The organism is Pseudomonas sp. P4_C3, from assembly GCF_056402075.1.
The window spans coordinates 1-18275 of sequence record NZ_JBFUIC010000090.1; the positions used below are offsets into that span (position 1 = coordinate 1).

Genomic DNA, 18275 nt, shown 5'->3' on the forward strand with positions numbered 1-18275 from the left:
GATTCGTAACAGTCAGGGTTGATCGCCGTACCCCTTGTAGGAGCGAGCTTGCTCGCGATGGACGTCAACGATAACGCGTAATACCTGATGCCCCGCGGTGTCCTGGCGTTTTTCGCGAGCAAGCTCGCTCCTACAAGGGGTACGGCGATCAACCCTGACTGTTACGAATCCGCCGGCGCGCACTGAGCGTCAGGCGGATCGACAGCATCAGCGCCGCACAGCTCAAGCCGGCAATCAGCCCTTCCCAGAGCCCGCTTGGGCCGCTGGCCGGACCGAACCAGTCGGTCAGTCCCAGCACGTAGCCGACCGGCAGGCCGATGCCCCAATAGGCGAACAAGGTCAGGATCATCGTCACCCGGGTGTCCTGGTATCCACGCAACGCGCCAGCGCAAATCACCTGGATGGCATCGGAAAACTGGTACAGCGCAGCATAGACAATCAGCATCGATGCAATCTGGATCACGTTCCTGTCAGGCGTGTAGATCGAGGCGATGGGCTCGCGCAGCAGCAGGATCAGGCTCGCCGAGAACGCCGCGAACACCAGTGCCGCGCCGAGCCCGACCTTTGCCGCGAAGCGCGCCTGCCAAGGATTGCCGGCCCCCAGTGCCTGACCGACGCGCACGGTCACCGCCATGCCCAGCGAGTAAGGAATCATGAACAACAGTGAGCTGATGTTCAGGGCGATTTGATGCCCGGCCACCACGGTAGAGCCGAGACTACCGATCAATAGCGCGATGACCGCGAAGATGCTGGACTCGGCGAAGACGGCGATACCAATCGGCAGGCCAATGCCGACCAGGCGCTTGATCACGACCCATTGCGGACGGTCGAAGCGCACCAGCACACGGGTGCGGGAATAGAAGGGCGCCCAGAACGTCCAGCCGGCCATGCTCAACGCCATGAACCACATCACGATGCCGCTGGCCCAGCCGCAACCGACGCCGCCCAGGGCCGGTGCGCCGAAGTGGCCGTAGATCAACGCATAGTTCAGCGGGATGTTCAGCAGCAGGCCGCACAAGCCAATGACCATGCTCGGACGGGTGCCCCCCATGCCATCGCTGTAGCAGCGCAGTACGTAATAAAAAGCCATGCCCGGCAAGCCGAAGGCGATCCCGTGCAGGTAACCCATGCTCGGCTCGATCAACTGCGGATCGACTTTCATCCAGTGCAGGATCGGCTCGGCGCCGAGCAGCAGGCCACTGCCGATCAACCCGACACACAGCGCGAGCCACAGCGCCTGGCGAACCAGCGGGCCGATCTCGTCAAACTGCCCGGCGCCAAAGCGTTGTGCGACCTTGGGTGTGGTAGCCAGCAGGACGCCGGACATCAACAGGTAGACGGGAATCCAGATCGAGTTGCCCAGGGCCACCGAGGCCAGGTCCCGTGGGCTGACGCGGCCGGCCATCACCGCATCGACGAAGCCCATGGCCGTGGTCGCCAGTTGCGCGATCATGATGGGCAGGGCCAGGTTGAGCAGGCCTTTGAGTTCCAGGCGAACGGGGGTTGTCCGCGCAGGCGCAATGGCGGCGGTATTCTCGATTACAGGATTCAATAGCGAAACGTCCAAAAGGTGTTGATGCACAGGCGCGCATTCTACGCGTTGACGCGGCAGTCAGGAAAAGACCCGTGTTGTGGATTTGTAATCAACCCTCTGTAGGAGCGAGCTTGCTCCTACAGAGAGATGCGTCTAGGCGCGATGCGTCATCTACGCCTACACTGCCGATCCGCCAAAGGAGCCTGCCATGCTGATTGTTGCCGACGAAAATATCCCCCTGCTCGATGCCTTCTTCGAAGGCTTCGGTGAAATCCGCCGGGTGCCGGGTCGTTCCATTGACCGTGCCACGGTCGAACAGGCCGATGTGCTGTTGGTGCGTTCGGTGACCAACGTCAATCGCACGCTGCTCGAAGGCAGCAAGGTGCGTTTTGTCGGTACGTGCACCATCGGCACCGATCATCTGGACCTGGATTACTTTCAGCAGGCCGGTATCACCTGGTCCAGCGCACCGGGCTGCAATGCCCGCGGCGTGGTCGACTATGTGCTCGGCAGCTTGCTGACCCTGGCCGAAATCGAAGGCGTCGACCTGACCCGGCGTACCTACGGCGTAGTCGGTGCCGGCGAAGTGGGCGGGCGATTGGTCAAAGTCCTGCAGGGTCTGGGCTGGAAGGTGCTGGTGTGCGATCCGCCACGGCAGGCCGCTGAAGGCGGTGACTACGTCAGTCTCGAGCAGATCATCGAAGCGTGCGACGTCATCAGCCTGCACACGCCGCTGACCAGGCAGGGACAGCTATCGACCTGGCATTTGTTCGATGAGACACGCCTGAACCAGCTCAAGTCCGGCACCTGGCTGATCAATGCCAGTCGCGGACCGGTGGTGAACAACACGGCCCTGCGCGATGTGCTGCTGGAGCGCGAAGACCTGCAAGCGGTGCTCGATGTGTGGGAAAACGAGCCTGAAGTCGACGTGGCGCTGGCCGAGCTGTGCGTGCTGGCAACGCCGCACATTGCCGGTTACAGCCTCGACGGCAAGCAGCGGGGGACCGCGCAGATTTATCAGGCGTATTGCGACTTTCTCGGGCAACCGGCCCGCGTCAGCCTGAGCGATTTGCTGCCGGCACCGTGGCTGTCGCACGTGACCCTGAATGCGCAAAGCGACCCAGCCTGGGCCTTGGCGATGCTGTGCCGTGGCGTATATGACCCGCGTCGTGACGATGCGGATTTCCGTCGCAGCCTGGTCGGCAGTGTCAGCGAGCAGCGTGCGGCATTCGATATGCTGCGCAAGCAATACCCGTTGCGCCGGGAGATCGACGGATTGCAGGTGCGGATCGAAGGTGAATCGCCTGAGTTGCTGGGGATTGTGGCAGCGTTGGGGGCAACACTGGTTTAAAGACCGACTTGCCCGTGAAGGGCGCGACACAGTCCCGGATTGGATTAAGCAGGCATAAAAAACCCGGCCAACCATGGGCCGGGTCAAGAAGACGGTGGCTATATCACTCTTGTTCGGCAGGTTTGACCAGTCGCTTTTCCAGTTCGCTGCAAGCTTTCTGGATCATTTTTTCAGTGATCGGTACTTCGCGACCCTGCTCGTCAATAATCGAGCAACCCAGAGACTGGTCTGGTTGCGTGCGGATCACTTGAATCTTGTCATCGCTGCTGTGTTGCAAGGACATGGCCTGTCTCCTCATCAGGTTGTGTGCTTACTGTAGAACCGCCAGGTGACCGGGCTATGACAACTCCCTGCGATCTTTCCGGGCGGACAGAAACAGTCCACCAGAAATGCCTTCGCGTGGCTAGCCGAACTTTAGACCAATAGCGTCTAGCCTCTAGTGTTGGTGGACATAATTAACCTGACTCATTGTGATTTGCAGCGAGCCACCCCATTGAGCGGTGTAGGCTGACCCTAATGACTGCTTTGTCCTGGATGATTGCGATGCTCTCTGCCCGTCACCGCCGTGCTGTTCGCCTGGCCCGTCGTTTCATCGCGCCGTATCGCTGGCAGGCCTTTGGCGCCTTGCTGGCGCTGATCGCCACCGCCGGCATCACCTTGTCCATGGGGCAGGGCATTCGCCTGCTGGTGGACCAGGGGTTCATGACCCAGTCACCGCATCTGCTCAATCAGTCCATCACGCTGTTCATGTTGCTGGTCATGGGGCTGGCAATCGGTACGTTTGCGCGGTTTTACCTGGTGTCGTGGATCGGTGAACGCTGCGTCGCCGATATCCGGCGCAACGTGTTCAATCATCTGATTTACCTGCACCCGGGGTTTTACGAAGACAATCGCAGCTCCGAAATCCAGTCACGCCTGACCGCCGATACCACGCTGCTGCAATCGGTCATCGGTTCTTCGCTGTCGTTGTTCCTGCGCAATCTGTTGATGGTGATCRGCGGAATCGTCTTGCTGTTCATCACCAACCCCAAGCTCACCAGCATCGTGGTGCTGGCCTTGCCTTTGGTGATCGCGCCGATCCTGATCTTCGGCCGGCGGGTGCGTAACCTCTCGCGCCTGAGTCAGGACCGGATTGCCGACATCGGCAGCTATGTTTCCGAAACCCTGGGCCAGATCAAGACCGTGCAGGCCTACAACCATCAGGCCGAGGACGAGCGCCGGTTTGCCGTGACCGTGGAGGAGGCGTTCAACACCGCACGCAAGCGCATCTTCCAGCGGGCCTGGCTGATTACCCTGGTGATCGTCTTGGTATTGGGCGCGGTCGGGGTGATGCTCTGGGTCGGTGGCATGGACGTCATCGCCGGGCGAATTTCCGCCGGCGAGCTGGCGGCGTTCGTGTTCTATAGCCTGATCGTCGGCAGCGCGTTCGGCACCTTGAGCGAAGTGATTGGCGAATTGCAACGGGCAGCCGGCGCGGCCGAGCGGATTGCCGAGTTGCTGCGTTCGGAAAACATCATCCTGCCGCCGGTGGCAGGCGCGGTGACACTGCCGGACCGGGTCGACGGCCAACTGCAACTGCAAAATGTGCGTTTTTACTACCCGTCGCGGCCGGAAAGTTATGCCGTCGACGGCTTGAGCCTGACTGTAAATGCCGGTGAGACGCTGGCGCTGGTCGGGCCATCGGGGGCCGGAAAATCGACGGTGTATGACTTGCTGCTGCGTTTTTACGACCCGGCCGAGGGACGGATCCTGCTCGATGGCGTGCCGTTGACTCAACTCGATCCGCTGGACCTGCGTCGCTGTTTCGCCCTGGTGTCGCAAGCCCCGGCACTGTTTTTCGGCAGCATTGAAGAAAACATTCGCTACGGCAGTCCGAAGGCGACTTTGGCCGAGGTACAGGAAGCGGCAAAAATCGCTTATGCCCATGACTTTATCGAAGCCATGGCCAACGGTTACCAGACTCATCTGGGGGACGGTGGTCTCGGCTTGTCCGGTGGTCAGCGCCAACGTCTGGCCATCGCCCGCGCGTTGCTGGTGGACGCCCCGATCCTGCTCCTCGACGAAGCTACCAGCGCCCTCGATGCCCAGAGTGAACACCTGATCCAGCAGGCGCTGCCGAGCCTGATGAAAAACCGTACCACCCTGGTAATCGCCCATCGCCTGGCCACGGTGAAAAACGCCGACCGAATTGCGGTGATGGACCAGGGGAAACTGGTGGCGGTGGGCACGCATCAGGAGCTGATTGCCAGCAATGCGTTGTATGCGCGGTTGGCGGCGTTGCAGTTCAGTGATGGACATGAAGCGGCATGAATGACGCCTGGTATTATCTTATTTGCCGGTTGAGGCGGTGATTCGGGATCAGCAGGAGGCGTACTACGCGGCATTGTCGGCGGCCGATCATTTGGCCGAATCAACGCCTTTCGTAGAGTTCATGTTGCAAGCCATGAGCCTTGCACTATCGGAGGCGGTACGGGGTGAGCCAGAAATCGACCCAGTAACCGACCCAGTAACCGACCTGGTAACCGACCCAGTAGAGAAGTTGCTTTCTGTGCTGAATGTTAACGGCCCACGAAAGATCAGCGAATTGTTGGCTGACATCGGATTGGTGCACAAGGCGACGTTTCGGGCTAACTATCTCAGGCCGGCATTAGCGATCGAATGGATAGAGATGACCCAGCCCGAATCGCCAAGTAGTCCGGCACAAAAGTATCGCCTGACCCAGCTCGGAAAACAGGTCTTCGCACAGCTCAAGTCGGCGAAGAAACACTGAGCACCTCTGTAGGAGCGAGCWTGCTCGCGATGGTCGTTAACGATAACGCGWATTTACTGGCTAAACGCGGCGCTCTTGAGTCCATCGTCGGAACGCCGCCCGGAGCAAGCTCGCTCCTACTATTCCCTTAACTGAACAACATTAGCATCTGCGATGCGGGCTTTTGCGGGTCGATTTGAATCATTGATCGTCGAAAAACCGCTCATGCCAATCCACTATCGGCTGTGGCGCATTGAGCTTCTGACCGTAGATCACCGAGTACGACAACACGTTTTGCACGTACTGGCGGGTTTCGTCGAACGGGATGCTTTCCACCCACACGTCGAAACTCAGGTGGTCCGCACCACGCAGCCATTGGCGTACRCGGCCGGGGCCGGCGTTGTAGGCGGCGGAGGCGAGGACGCGGTTGCCGTTGAACTGGCTGTGCACCTGGCTCAGGTAGGCGGCACCGAGCTGGATGTTCTTGTCCGGATCGAACAGTTGCTGTGGCGAGCTATAGGGAATGCTGAACTTGCGTGCGGTTTCCTTGGCGGTGGCCGGCATCAGTTGCATCAGGCCCGAGGCGCCGACCCCGGAGCGGGCGTCGTCCATGAACGCACTTTCCTGGCGGGTAATGGCGAACGCCCAGCTCGGATGCAGGCCGCGGTTTTTCGCTTCACGGACCAGGGTCTCGCGGTGAGCCATCGGGAAGCGGATATCCAGGTCATCCCAATACTGCGCCTGACTGATGGTGCGGATCGCCGGGAAGTACCATTTCAGGTCGTAGGCCAGTTTCGCCTGGGCGACCATTTCGTCGCGGCTGAAGTGACGGCTGACGTAATACCACTCGCGACGGCCATCGACGATCTGCCCGCGGGCGTGCAGCTCCAGGGCGCGGCGTACGCCGGGCGTGTTACGCACCTTGTTGATGGTGGCTTGGCTGAGCACCAGCGGTTTGTTGAGCAAAGAGTAGGGCGACTGGGAGCGATCGGCGGCGAGGAAACCATAGAAGTCGCGTTCGCGGGCCAGGCTTTTATAGAGCGTCTGCGCTTGCGGATTCTGCGGTTGCGCCAGTTCCAGGCTGCGGGCCTGCCAGTAACGCCAGCGGTTGGTGGTGGCCAGGTCCTGGGGCAGGCGGCGGGTCAACTGATAGGCGTCGTCCCAGCGCGCCAGGCGCAGGAGCAGGCGCAAGCGCCATTCGGAAACCGTGTTGTCGCGCAGCTCGGGGTCGTATTTGGTCATGACGTCCAGTGCACGGCTGTCGAAACGTCGTGCGAGGGTCAGGCCGATTTCCCGGGCGATCGCCACTTTTTCATCCCGGGAGAAGTGCATGCTACTGGCGTAACCGTCGAGCAGGTCCATGGCCTTGTCCGGGTCCTGGCGGGCCAGGCGGCGCAGGCCGAGGCTGACCACATCGGACATGGCTTCATCGGCCGGGGTGAAGCGTGACGGCTGGTTGAGCAGTTCCGGTTTCTGCGCGACGTCCACCAGCAAGCGACCGCGAGGGGCGAGGGCGGTCATGCCGTTGACCAGGCTGTTGGCCAGCGGGTAGTTGCGCGTCTGGGCGGCGAGTTTGGCGCGCTCCCAGCGTTTTTGCTCGGTCAACTGGCCTTCGGCGGCCCACATGCCGAACAGCGTGTCACAGGCGTCGGGTTGGGACTTGCCGGTCAGCCAGAGCTTTTCCGCGTTGGCGTTGCCTTCGGCCTTGAGACCGTGGCTGAGCTGGTACTGCGCGTTCAGGCAGTCCAGTTCGGTAAAGTTCATTTTCGGGTCGTAGTACTTGACGAAGGTCGCCCAGTCGCCCCGATCCGCCAGCCAGCGCAACCAGCGCAGTTTCATCCAGTTGGCCTGGGGCAGGTCGCCGTGTTCGGCGAGGAATTTCTCGATTTCGGCGTTGCTCGCGGTTTTCAGGCGCGCGGTCAGCTCGTCGTAGGCCAGGTAGGGTTCCAGCGGATAATCGGCGAGGGCCTGGCTGTAACGGAAATACGGGCCACTGTCGCCCTTGGCCAAGGCGCGTTTGGCTTCATCGTAATACTGGCGTTGGGTGGACAGGTCCACCGCCTGGACGGATTGAACGGCAGCGGCAGACAGTAAAAAAACAGATAAAAGATTGAAAAGGCGACTGCGCATGAGACGTCCGGGCAGAGAAAAATCATGACAAGCGCGGGCCAGACCCGCGCTGAATTGTCTGTAGCTTAGCCTTTTGCCAGCAGCCGGTGAAAGCTTTGCGGGTCTTCCCGCGTCAGTTCGCAACATTTGTCATGCAGAGTGCTACGACAGCGAAATTGCCGGCCTTCTGAAGCCTCAAGTCAGGTAGAATGCGCGCCCGGTTTTTGGAGAAGCTCATGACCCTGCTCAAATTCAGCGATGTGTCCCTTGCTTTCGGCGCTATGCCGTTGTTGGACAAGGTGTCCTGGCAGATCGCCCGTGGTGAGCGGGTGTGCATCATCGGCCGCAACGGCACTGGCAAGTCCAGCATGATGAAGCTCGTCAAGGGCGACCAGAAGCCCGATGACGGCTCGGTGTGGCGTGCCCCCGGTCTGAAAATCGGCGAATTGCCGCAAGAATTGCCGGTGGCCGACGAGCGGACCGTGTTCGATGTGGTGGCCGAAGGCCTGGACGGCGTCGGTGCGTTGCTTGCCGAGTATCACCACCTGAGCCAGAACTGCGTCACCGACGCCGACCTGGACAAGCTGATGCACGTCCAGCACGACCTCGAAGCCCGTGACGGCTGGCGTTTGCAGACTTTAGTCGACAGTACCCTGAGCCGCCTGCAACTGCCGGCCGACAAGACCCTCGCCGAGTTGTCCGGCGGCTGGCGTCGTCGCGTCCTGCTGGCCCAGGCCCTGGTGTCCGAGCCGGACCTGCTGCTGCTCGACGAACCGACCAACCACCTGGACATCGGTGCCATCGCCTGGCTTGAAGAAGCATTGAAGGATTTCCAGGGCGCCGTGCTGTTCATCACGCACGACCGTTCTTTCCTGCAGAACCTGGCCACCCGCATCCTCGAACTGGATCGCGGCGGCCTGATCGACTGGAACGGCGACTACGCCAGTTTCCTCGTGCACAAGGAAGCCGAACTCGCTGCCGAAGCCACCGCCAATGCGTTGTTCGACAAGCGCCTGGCCCAGGAAGAAGTGTGGATTCGTCAGGGTATCAAGGCCCGTCGCACCCGTAACGAAGGCCGCGTACGTGCCCTCAAGGCTCTGCGTGTCGAGCGCAGCGAGCGTCGTGAGCGTACCGGCAAGGCCAATATCCAGCTGGACACTGCCGACAAGTCCGGCAAGCAAGTGATGGTGCTCGAGAACGTCAGCTTCGCTCACCCGGGCGGCCCGTTCCTGATCAAGGACTTCTCGATGGTGTTGCAGCGCGGCGACCGTATCGGTCTGCTCGGCGCCAACGGTACCGGCAAGACCACGCTGCTGAAGCTGATGCTCAGCGGCCTGCAACCGACCAGCGGCAAAGTGGAAGAAGGCACCAGGATCGATGTCGCCTACTTCGACCAGTTGCGTCATCAACTGGATCTGGAAAAAACCGTAATCGACAACGTGGCCGAAGGTCGCGACTTCATCGATATCGATGGTCAGAGCCGCCATGTGCTGAGCTACCTCGGCGACTTCCTGTTCAGCCCGCAGCGTGCGCGCACGCCGGTCAAGGCGCTGTCCGGTGGTGAGCGTGCCCGTCTGTTGCTGGCCAAGTTGTTCAGCAAGCCGGCGAACCTGCTGGTACTCGACGAACCGACCAACGACCTCGACGTTGAAACCCTCGAACTGCTCGAAGAAGTCTTGCTGACCTTCAACGGCACCGTACTGATGGTCAGCCACGACCGGGCATTCCTCGACAACGTGGTCACCAGCACCCTGGTCTTCGAAGGTGAAGGCAAGGTTCGCGAGTACGTCGGTGGCTACCAGGACTGGCTGCGCCAGGGCGGCTCGCCGCGCCTGCTGGGCGTGACCGAAAGCAAATCCGGCAAGGCCGACCTGAACTCCGCGGTGGTGAAGGCCGAGCCTGCGCCGGTTGCGGCGGCCGTCGAAGCGCCAGTGGCGAAGAAAAAGCTCAGCTACAAGTTGCAGCGCGAACTGGAAGCGTTGCCGGGGCAGATCGAAGCCATGGAGCAACAGATCGCCGCCGTTGAAGCACAGATGGCGGATGCGGGCTTCTATCAGCGTCCTGCTGCCGAAACGGCTGCGGTGATTGCTCAGCTGGAGCAGTTGCAGGCTGAGCTCGACATCATGGTCGAGCGTTGGGCCGAGCTGGATGCCTGATTGATCCGGTAACAAAAAAAGCCCGGCGCTCAGTGATGAACGCCGGGCTTTTCATATGCAATGCAATCCTTGTAGGAGCTATCGCAGCCTGCGGCAGCTCCTACATGGGTTTTGTGTTGTCAGCTTTTGGTTTGCAGGCGCACAGCAAGCACATCGCAAGGCGCGCCATGCAGCACGTCATTGGCGGTGGAGCCCAGCAGCAGTGCCAGGCCGTGCCGGCCATGGCTGCCCACCACGATCAGKTCGCAGGTTTGCTCCTTGGCCATCTGGTGAATTTCCTGGCGTGGCTGGCCGTAGGTCAGGTGGCAGTTGGCGCCTTCGAGTTCGGCGTATTTGTGCTTGAGGCGCTCCAGTCGCTCCTTGGCCTGATCGAACTGCTGCTGTTGCAGTTGTGACAGGTCCATCGGCACGTCGCCGCCGAAGGCCATGGCCATCGGCTCGACAATGTGCACCAGTGACAACTTCGCGCCGTTGCTCACCGACAGTTCGCGAGCGCGGTGGATCACAGGGTCGCACTCTTCGGTCAGATCTACAGCGACCAGAATATGGTTGTAGGGCATGAGGTGCTCCTCCTGWGGGATGCAATATTGGTAAGTATGGCTGGTTTCAAGCGCATTGGTTCCAAAGTGACACAATGGGCTCATTCAAATTCGGGAGTACAGATATGACGGTCTGGATAGTGGTGTCAATCCTGCTGGTGGTACTTAGCCCGCTGGCATGGTTGCGCCCCTCGCGCGCCCAGAGTGGGCGTATCGCCCTGCGGATGGAGGCCCGGCGCATCGGCCTGGCCATGCAACTGGCGCCCCAGCAATGGCCGCACTGGCTGAGCCAGGAGCCGCCGAGCCCCTGCGCCCAGTACCATCGCCCGCGACGTGGCAGTCAGCCGGCGTGCTGGAGTTACTGGCAAAAATCACCGGGTGTCTGGGTGAATCAGTGGCAGGAAATCTGTGAAGATCGGGCGCTGCTCGATCATTTCGAAAAATTGCCAGGCAATGTCTTCAWGGTCGAGGCCGACAAGCAAATAATCGCCTTGTATTGGGGCGAGAAGGGCGAGGCCGAGGTGTTGCAACAGATCGACGCCATCCTCAAAGCCCTCGCTTAAGCCGACTCCCCCTGTAGGAGCTGGCTTGCCAGCGAAGACTATTTCACATTCAACAAAAATGTTGAGCGAACTACCGTCTTCGCTGGCAAGCCAGCTCCTACGAAAAGCTTTTTGCAGGCAATAAAAAGCCCGACATCAATCATCGGGCGGGGTTGGCCAGGCAGGCCGGTAAAACGGTGTGGGCTGATCTTACGCTGGGCATTCGCCAAAGCGTTCAACTTTTTCCCCTAGTTTCGCCAGCGTAGCGTGTTAAACACGGGCTGCAGCGAATTAGGGCGAATTTTCTAACAATTGATTCTATGAATGACCTTGCATGCTCAAACGTGTTTAAGGTCTTCGCAGTACGGAAATGACCGGAAAGTCGCGTTTCAACCCGTTTTTCAGGCGATTGACAATTGTCGGAAATTCCGTGAAGGTGACGTACCCAAATCAAACGGGCGTATGAATTGAGCGTTTGTATTTCAGACCGCTCCTACAGAATCCCGACTATCGCGTTGGCGGGTGTGCCGGGGGAATGGGCGTAGCATTGACGATCAACGTCCCTGCCAAGCCATTCGCCTGCGTCCGACGTGTACTGTTCAGCTTCCATATCGTGGAGATCAGTTGATGATTTACGAAGGTAAAGCCATCACGGTTAAGGCTCTTGAAAGTGGCATCGTCGAACTGAAGTTCGATCTCAAGGGTGAGTCCGTCAACAAGTTCAACCGTCTAACCCTGAACGAACTGCGTCAGGCCGTAGACACCATCAAGGCAGATGCTTCGATCAAGGGCGTGATCGTCAGCAGTGGCAAGGACGTGTTCATCGTCGGCGCCGACATCACCGAATTTGTCGACAACTTCAAGCTGCCGGATGCAGAACTTGTTGCTGGCAACCTCGAAGCCAACAGGATTTTCAGCGATTTCGAAGACCTCAACGTCCCGACCGTCGCCGCAATCAACGGCATCGCGCTGGGTGGCGGTCTGGAAATGTGCCTGGCGGCGGACTACCGCGTCATGTCCACCAATGCCAAGATCGGCCTGCCGGAAGTCAAGCTGGGTATCTACCCGGGCTTCGGCGGTACCGTGCGCCTGCCGCGCCTGATCGGTGCCGACAACGCCATCGAGTGGATTGCCGCCGGCAAGGAAAACCGTCCTGAAGACGCGCTGAAAGTCGGCGCTGTCGACGCAGTGGTTGCTCCTGAGCAGCTGCAGGATGCCGCGCTGGAACTGATCAAGCGTGCCATCTCCGGCGAGTTCGACTACAAGGCCAAGCGCCAGCCGAAGCTGGAAAAGCTCAAGCTGAACGCCATCGAACAAATGATGGCTTTCGAAACCGCCAAAGGTTTCGTGGCCGGCCAGGCTGGCCCGAACTACCCGGCGCCGGTTGAAGCGATCAAGACTATCCAGAAAGCCGCGAACTTCGGTCGCGACAAGGCGMTGGAAATCGAAGCGGCCGGTTTCGTCAAACTGGCCAAGACCTCTGCCGCGCAGAGCTTGATCGGCTTGTTCCTGAACGATCAGGAACTGAAGAAAAAGGCCAAGGCCTACGACGAAATCGCCAAGGAAGTGAAGCAGGCCGCTGTACTCGGCGCCGGCATCATGGGTGGCGGTATCGCCTATCAGTCGGCTTCCAAAGGCACGCCGATCCTGATGAAGGACATCAACGAGCACGGTATCGAGCAGGGTCTGGCCGAAGCCGCCAAGCTGCTGGTTGGCCGCGTTGATAAAGGCCGTATGACCGCCGCGAAAATGGCCGAAGTGCTCAACGGCATCCGTCCAACCCTGTCTTACGGCGACTTCGGTCACGTGGACCTGGTGGTCGAAGCGGTCGTCGAGAACCCGAAGGTCAAACAAGCGGTACTGGCTGAAGTTGAAGACCAGGTCAAGGAGGACACCATCCTGGCGTCCAACACCTCGACCATTTCCATCACCTTGCTGGCCAAAGCCCTCAAGCGTCCGGAAAACTTCGTCGGCATGCACTTCTTCAACCCGGTGCACATGATGCCGCTGGTGGAAGTGATCCGTGGCGAGAAGTCCAGCGAACTGGCCGTAGCGACTACCGTTGCCTACGCCAAGAAAATGGGCAAGAACCCGATCGTCGTCAACGATTGCCCGGGCTTCCTGGTCAACCGCGTCCTGTTCCCGTACTTCGGCGGTTTCGCCAAACTGGTCAGCGCCGGTGTGGACTTCGTCCGTATCGACAAGATCATGGAAAAGTTCGGCTGGCCGATGGGCCCGGCCTACCTGATGGACGTGGTCGGCATCGACACCGGTCACCACGGTCGTGACGTGATGGCTGAAGGCTTCCCGGACCGCATGAAGGACGACCGTCGCTCGGCCGTCGACGTGCTCTACGAAGCCAAGCGCCTGGGCCAGAAGAACGGCAAGGGCTTCTACGCCTACGAGACCGACAAGAAAGGCAAGCAGAAGAAAGTGGCCGACCCGTCGGTACTGGAAGTGCTCAAGCCGATCGTTTACGAGCAACGCGAAGTCACCGACGAAGACATCATCAACTGGATGATGATCCCGCTGTGCCTGGAAACCGTGCGTTGCCTGGAAGATGGCATCGTCGAAACCGCCGCCGAAGCCGACATGGGTCTGGTCTACGGTATTGGTTTCCCTCCATTCCGTGGCGGTGCGCTGCGCTACATCGACTCGCTCGGTGTGGCAGAGTTCGTTGCCCTGGCTGACCAGTACGCTGATTTGGGCGCGCTGTACCACCCGACCGCGAAGCTGCGCGAAATGGCCAAGAACGGCCAGAGCTTCTTCGGTTAAGCGCCCCCAACTAGAGTGAGAGTGAACTTATGAGCTTGAATCCTAGAGACGTCGTGATTGTCGACTTCGGTCGTACTCCGATGGGCCGCTCCAAGGGCGGCATGCACCGCAACACCCGCGCCGAAGACATGTCGGCGCACCTGATCAGCAAACTGCTGGAACGCAACGTCAAGGTTGACCCGAGCGAAGTCGAAGACGTGATCTGGGGCTGTGTGAACCAGACCCTGGAGCAGGGCTGGAACATTGCGCGCATGGCGTCGCTGATGACCCAGATCCCGCACACCTCGGCCGGCCAGACCGTCAGCCGCCTGTGTGGCTCGTCCATGAGCGCTCTGCACACAGCTGCGCAAGCGATCATGACCGGTAATGGTGACGTCTTCGTGGTTGGTGGCGTCGAGCATATGGGCCATGTGAGCATGATGCACGGTGTCGATCCGAACCCGCACATGTCGCTGTACGCGGCGAAAGCCTCGGGCATGATGGGCCTGACCGCGGAAATGCTGGGCAAAATGCACGGCATCACCCGCGAGCAACAGGACGCTTTCGGCGTGCGCTCCCACCAACTCGCCCACAAGGCGACCGTGGAAGGCAAGTTCAAAGACGAAATCATCCCGATGCAGGGCTACGACGAGAACGGTTTCCTGAAAACCTTCGACTACGACGAAACCATTCGTCCGGAAACCACCCTGGAAAGCCTGGCGGCCCTGAAGCCGGCGTTCAATCCGAAGGGCGGCACCGTGACAGCCGGTACCTCGTCGCAGATCACCGATGGTGCCTCGTGCATGATCGTGATGTCGGCGCAGCGTGCACAGGACCTGGGTATCCAGCCTCTGGCGGTGATTCGTTCGATGGCAGTGGCAGGTGTGGATCCGGCAATCATGGGCTATGGTCCAGTACCGGCCACACAAAAAGCATTGAAGCGCGCAGGTCTGGGCATCTCCGACATCGACTTCTTCGAGCTCAACGAAGCTTTCGCCGCACAGGCCCTGCCAGTGCTGAAAGATCTGAAAGTGCTCGACAAGATGAACGAGAAGGTTAACCTGCACGGCGGCGCGATCGCCCTGGGCCACCCGTTCGGTTGCTCCGGTGCGCGTATCTCCGGCACTTTGCTCAATGTGATGAAGCAGAATGGCGGCACCTTCGGGGTGGCCACCATGTGCATTGGTCTCGGCCAAGGCATCTCCACCGTCTTCGAACGCGTTTAAGCGTCTCGTTGATGGAAGCCGGGGCCAAGTGCCCCGGTTTTTGTTTTTCCGGATTTATTTTTGTTTTTATTTTGAAAACATTTGAGTGAGGGCCAAAGCATGCCGATACAACCTGGGCTCTACCAACATTACAAAGGTCCGCAGTACCGCGTATTCAGTGTTGCGCGGCATTCGGAAAGCGAAGAAGAAGTGGTCTTCTATCAAGCCCTGTATGGCGATTACGGCTTTTGGGTGCGTCCCTTGAGCATGTTCCTGGAGTCCGTCGAGGTTGACGGCGAACAGGTGCCACGCTTTGCTTTGGTGCAGGCCGAACCGAGCATTTTTCCGCAGCCATAAGGGGAGTGCGCGCAGAACCCTGYGCTTGACCTCACCTTGTAGCCACTATATATAGCGGTGCCGCGTCAGGCGCCAATCGCCTTTCACTTCTCGAATTCAGGAATTTTCTGATCCATGGGCAAATCGCTGGTCATTGTGGAATCCCCGGCTAAGGCCAAGACCATCAACAAGTATTTGGGCAACGAATACGTGGTGAAGTCGAGTATCGGCCATATCCGAGACCTGCCCACCAGCGGTTCGGCTAGCGCCAGCAAAGAGCCAGCCGCCAAGCGCGGCAAGGCTGCTGCGGGTGAAGTGCCGGCACTGTCGCCGAAGGAAAAAGCGCGCAAGCAGCTGGTCGCGCGCATGGGTGTCGATCCGGATCATGGCTGGAAAGCCAAGTACGAGATCCTCCCGGGCAAGGAAAAAGTCATCGAAGAGCTGCGCCGGCTCGCCAAAGATGCTGACACCATCTATCTCGCAACCGACTTGGACCGCGAGGGGGAAGCCATTGCCTGGCACCTGCGCGAAGCCATCGGTGGTGACGACAGCCGCTACAAGCGCGTGGTGTTCAACGAAATCACCAAGAAGGCGATTCAGGAAGCCTTCTCAAAGCCGGGCGAGCTGGATATCGACCGCGTCAACGCCCAGCAGGCGCGTCGTTTCCTCGACCGCGTCGTGGGTTACATGGTTTCACCGCTGCTGTGGGCCAAGATCGCCCGTGGCCTTTCCGCCGGTCGCGTGCAGTCGGTTGCGGTAAAACTGGTGGTTGAGCGCGAGCGCGAAATCCGTGCGTTCAACCCGGAAGAATACTGGGAAGTCCACGCTGACCTCGGCACCGCCAAGGGCGCGACTGTGCGCTTCGACGTGGCTCGCGAGAAAGGCGAAGCCTTCAAGCCGCTCAATGAAACCCAGGCCATGGCCGCGCTGGAGAAGCTCAAAGCTTCCAGCTACAGCATCGTCAAGCGTGAAGACAAGCCGACCAGCAGCAAACCGTCGGCACCGTTCATCACTTCCACCCTGCAACAGGCCGCAAGCAACCGCCTGGGCTTTGGTGTGAAGAAAACCATGATGATGGCCCAGCGTTTGTACGAAGCCGGCTACATCACCTACATGCGTACCGACTCCACCAACCTTTCGGTCGATGCGGTGGCGATGGCGCGTACCTATATCGAAGGCGAGTTCGGCAAGAAGTACCTGCCGGAGACCCCGAACGTCTACAGCAGCAAGGAAGGCGCACAAGAGGCTCACGAAGCGATTCGTCCCTCCGACGCCAATACCGAGCCAAGCAAGCTATCGGGCATGGAGCGTGACGCTGAGCGCCTCTACGAACTGATCTGGCGCCAGTTCCTCGCTTGCCAGATGCTGCCGGCGCAATACCTGTCGACTACCGTCACCGTGGGTGCCGGCGACTTCGAGCTGCGCGCCAAGGGCCGCATCCTCAAGTTCGACGGTTACACCCGTGTCATGCCGCAAATCGCCAAGCCGGGCGACGACGATGTATTGCCGGACATGGCCCAGGGCGACGCGATGAAGCTGATCAAGCTTGATCCGACCCAGCACTTCACCAAGCCACCGGCACGTTACTCGGAAGCCAGCCTGGTAAAAGAAATGGAAAAACGCGGCATCGGTCGTCCTTCGACCTACGCGGCGATCATTTCGACCATCCAGGACCGTGGTTACGTGGCGCTGCACAACCGTCGTTTCTACTCGGAAAAGATGGGCGATATCGTCACCGAGCGTCTGGCCGAGAGCTTCTCCAACCTGATGGACTACGGCTTCACTGCTGGCATGGAAGAGCATCTCGATGACGTGGCGCAGGGCGAACGCGACTGGAAAAACGTGCTCGACGAGTTCTACGGCGACTTCAAGAAGAAACTCGAAGTAGCCGAAAGCCCGGAAAGCGGCATGCGTGCCAATCAACCGGTGATGACCGACATCCCGTGCACCACCTGCGGTCGTCCGATGCAGATTCGTACTGCGTCGACCGGCGTGTTCCTCGGTTGCTCGGGCTACAGCCTGCCGCCGAAAGAGCGCTGCAAGGCCACCGTCAACCTGGTGCCGGGCGATGAAATCGCCGCGGACGACGAGGGTGAGTCGGAGTCGCTGGTGTTGCGTGGCAAGCATCGCTGCCCGATCTGCAGCACGGCGATGGATGCCTACCTGCTCGATGAGAAGCGCAAGTTGCACATCTGCGGTAACAACCCGGATTGCGATGGCTACGAAATCGAAGAGGGCACCTATCGCATCAAGGGCTATGAAGGCCCGAGCCTGGAATGCGACAAGTGCGGTAGCGAAATGCAGCTCAAGACCGGCCGTTTCGGCAAGTTCTTCGGTTGCACCAACGCGACCTGCAAGAACACGCGCAAACTGCTGAAGAGCGGCGATGCGGCACCGCCGAAGATGGACCCGGTGAAGATGCCTGAGCTGAAGTGCGAAAAGGTCAACGACACCTACATTCTGCGCGACGGTGCATCCGGTCTGTTCCTGGCGGCCAGCCAGTTCCCGAAAAACCGCGAGACCCGTGCTCCGCTGGTGATGGAAATCATCCCGCACAAGGATGAGATCGATCCGAAGTATCACTTCCTCTGTGAGGCGCCGAAGAAAGATCCGGATGGTCTCCCGACTGTGATTCGTTACAGCCGCAAGACCAAGGAACAGTACGTGCAGACCGAGGTTGACGGTAAGCCCACTGGCTGGAAAGCGTTCTACGACGGCGGCAAGTGGAAAGTCGAAGACAAGCGTCCGGCTGCCAAGGCTTAAAGCCGCCGACCCTGTAGGAGCTGGCTTGCCAGCGAAGGCGTCCGCAAGTTCGGCGCATGACTCAAGGGACCCTTCGCTGGCAAGCCAGCTCCTACAGGGTCGGCGGCTTTAAGCCTTGGCAGCCGGACGCTTGTCTTCGACTTTCCACTTGCCGCCGTCGTAGAACGCTTTCCAGCCAGTGGGCTTACCGTCAACCTCGGTCTGCACGTACTGTTCCTTGGTCTTGCGGCTGTAACG

14 protein-coding genes are annotated in these 18275 nt (G+C 59.9%); 9 read left to right on the top strand and 5 right to left on the bottom strand.

Annotated elements, in window-relative coordinates:
• Nucleotides 1–148: 148 nt before the first annotated feature.
• Nucleotides 149–1552 carry an MATE family efflux transporter gene (locus AC1DVH_RS16040; RefSeq protein ID WP_477754632.1) on the bottom strand — a complete coding sequence of 468 codons (1404 nt, stop codon included), beginning with the start codon at nucleotides 1550–1552 and terminating at the stop codon, nucleotides 149–151.
• Between the two features lie 190 nt (nucleotides 1553–1742).
• On the opposite strand from AC1DVH_RS16040, the gene pdxB reads away from it, so the two are divergent.
• On the top strand, nucleotides 1743–2885 hold the full coding sequence (gene pdxB, locus AC1DVH_RS16045; protein ID WP_477754633.1) for a 4-phosphoerythronate dehydrogenase PdxB: 1143 nt from the start codon (nucleotides 1743–1745) through the stop codon (nucleotides 2883–2885).
• 103 nt (nucleotides 2886–2988) lie between these two features.
• On the opposite strand, the gene AC1DVH_RS16050 is transcribed toward pdxB, so the two are convergent.
• Nucleotides 2989–3168, bottom strand: coding sequence for a PA1571 family protein (locus AC1DVH_RS16050; RefSeq protein ID WP_126046427.1), 180 nt, complete (start codon nucleotides 3166–3168; stop codon nucleotides 2989–2991).
• Between the two features lie 251 nt (nucleotides 3169–3419).
• On the opposite strand from AC1DVH_RS16050, the gene AC1DVH_RS16055 reads away from it, so the two are divergent.
• Together AC1DVH_RS16055 and AC1DVH_RS16060 are read left to right on the top strand one after the other, a co-directional pair.
• Complete coding sequence (locus tag AC1DVH_RS16055) at nucleotides 3420–5195, top strand: ABC transporter transmembrane domain-containing protein (protein ID WP_477754642.1); 1776 nt, start codon at nucleotides 3420–3422, stop codon at nucleotides 5193–5195.
• 22 nt (nucleotides 5196–5217) lie between these two features.
• Nucleotides 5218–5655 carry a Fic family protein gene (locus AC1DVH_RS16060; protein ID WP_477754634.1) on the top strand — a complete coding sequence of 146 codons (438 nt, stop codon included), beginning with the start codon at nucleotides 5218–5220 and terminating at the stop codon, nucleotides 5653–5655.
• 180 nt (nucleotides 5656–5835) lie between these two features.
• On the opposite strand, the gene AC1DVH_RS16065 is transcribed toward AC1DVH_RS16060, so the two are convergent.
• Entirely contained in the window at nucleotides 5836–7764 is a 1929-nt protein-coding gene (locus AC1DVH_RS16065; protein ID WP_477754635.1) for a transglycosylase SLT domain-containing protein, read from the bottom strand.
• A 215-nt stretch (nucleotides 7765–7979) separates the two neighbouring features.
• Between AC1DVH_RS16065 and AC1DVH_RS16070 the strand changes: the two genes are divergently transcribed.
• Entirely contained in the window at nucleotides 7980–9899 is a 1920-nt protein-coding gene (locus tag AC1DVH_RS16070; protein WP_477754636.1) for an ATP-binding cassette domain-containing protein, read from the top strand.
• Nucleotides 9900–10018: 119 nt separating this feature from the next.
• On the opposite strand, the gene AC1DVH_RS16075 is transcribed toward AC1DVH_RS16070, so the two are convergent.
• Nucleotides 10019–10459 (bottom strand): universal stress protein, encoded by a 441-nt coding sequence (locus AC1DVH_RS16075; RefSeq protein WP_477754637.1) that lies wholly within the window; start codon nucleotides 10457–10459, stop codon nucleotides 10019–10021.
• Between the two features lie 104 nt (nucleotides 10460–10563).
• Here AC1DVH_RS16075 and AC1DVH_RS16080 point away from each other — a divergent pair, with 104 nt between their 5' ends.
• The 5 genes from AC1DVH_RS16080 (at nucleotide 10564) to topA (ending at nucleotide 18038) form a co-directional block, all read left to right on the top strand.
• Nucleotides 10564–11001 carry a hypothetical protein gene (locus AC1DVH_RS16080; RefSeq protein WP_477754638.1) on the top strand — a complete coding sequence of 146 codons (438 nt, stop codon included), beginning with the start codon at nucleotides 10564–10566 and terminating at the stop codon, nucleotides 10999–11001.
• A gap of 606 nt (nucleotides 11002–11607) precedes the next feature.
• Nucleotides 11608–13755, top strand: a complete 2148-nt coding sequence (fadB, locus tag AC1DVH_RS16085) for a fatty acid oxidation complex subunit alpha FadB (RefSeq protein ID WP_477754639.1) — start codon at nucleotides 11608–11610, stop codon at nucleotides 13753–13755.
• Nucleotides 13756–13784: 29 nt separating this feature from the next.
• Nucleotides 13785–14960, top strand: a complete 1176-nt coding sequence (fadA, locus tag AC1DVH_RS16090) for an acetyl-CoA C-acyltransferase FadA (protein ID WP_053160736.1) — start codon at nucleotides 13785–13787, stop codon at nucleotides 14958–14960.
• Nucleotides 14961–15059: 99 nt separating this feature from the next.
• Complete coding sequence (locus tag AC1DVH_RS16095; RefSeq protein WP_477754640.1) at nucleotides 15060–15296, top strand: DUF1653 domain-containing protein; 237 nt, start codon at nucleotides 15060–15062, stop codon at nucleotides 15294–15296.
• Nucleotides 15297–15410: 114 nt separating this feature from the next.
• Nucleotides 15411–18038 carry a type I DNA topoisomerase gene (gene topA / locus AC1DVH_RS16100; RefSeq protein WP_477754641.1) on the top strand — a complete coding sequence of 876 codons (2628 nt, stop codon included), beginning with the start codon at nucleotides 15411–15413 and terminating at the stop codon, nucleotides 18036–18038.
• 108 nt (nucleotides 18039–18146) lie between these two features.
• Here topA and AC1DVH_RS16105 read toward each other — a convergent pair.
• Nucleotides 18147–18275: hypothetical protein (locus tag AC1DVH_RS16105; protein WP_477754643.1), on the bottom strand; the 129-nt coding region annotated here is incomplete at its 5' end.

Bases quoted from the DNA above. Each gene is read 5' to 3' on its own strand.
- fadA (WP_053160736.1), top strand. From the start codon at position 13,785: ATGAGCTTGAATCCTAGAGACGTCGTGATTGTCGACTTCGGTCGTACT.
- AC1DVH_RS16070 (WP_477754636.1), top strand. From the start codon at position 7,980: ATGACCCTGCTCAAATTCAGCGATGTGTCCCTTGCTTTCGGCGCTATG.
- pdxB (WP_477754633.1), top strand. From the start codon at position 1,743: ATGCTGATTGTTGCCGACGAAAATATCCCCCTGCTCGATGCCTTCTTC.
- topA (WP_477754641.1), top strand. From the start codon at position 15,411: ATGGGCAAATCGCTGGTCATTGTGGAATCCCCGGCTAAGGCCAAGACC.
- AC1DVH_RS16050 (WP_126046427.1), bottom strand. From the start codon at position 3,168: ATGTCCTTGCAACACAGCAGCGATGACAAGATTCAAGTGATCCGCACG.
- AC1DVH_RS16095 (WP_477754640.1), top strand. From the start codon at position 15,060: ATGCCGATACAACCTGGGCTCTACCAACATTACAAAGGTCCGCAGTAC.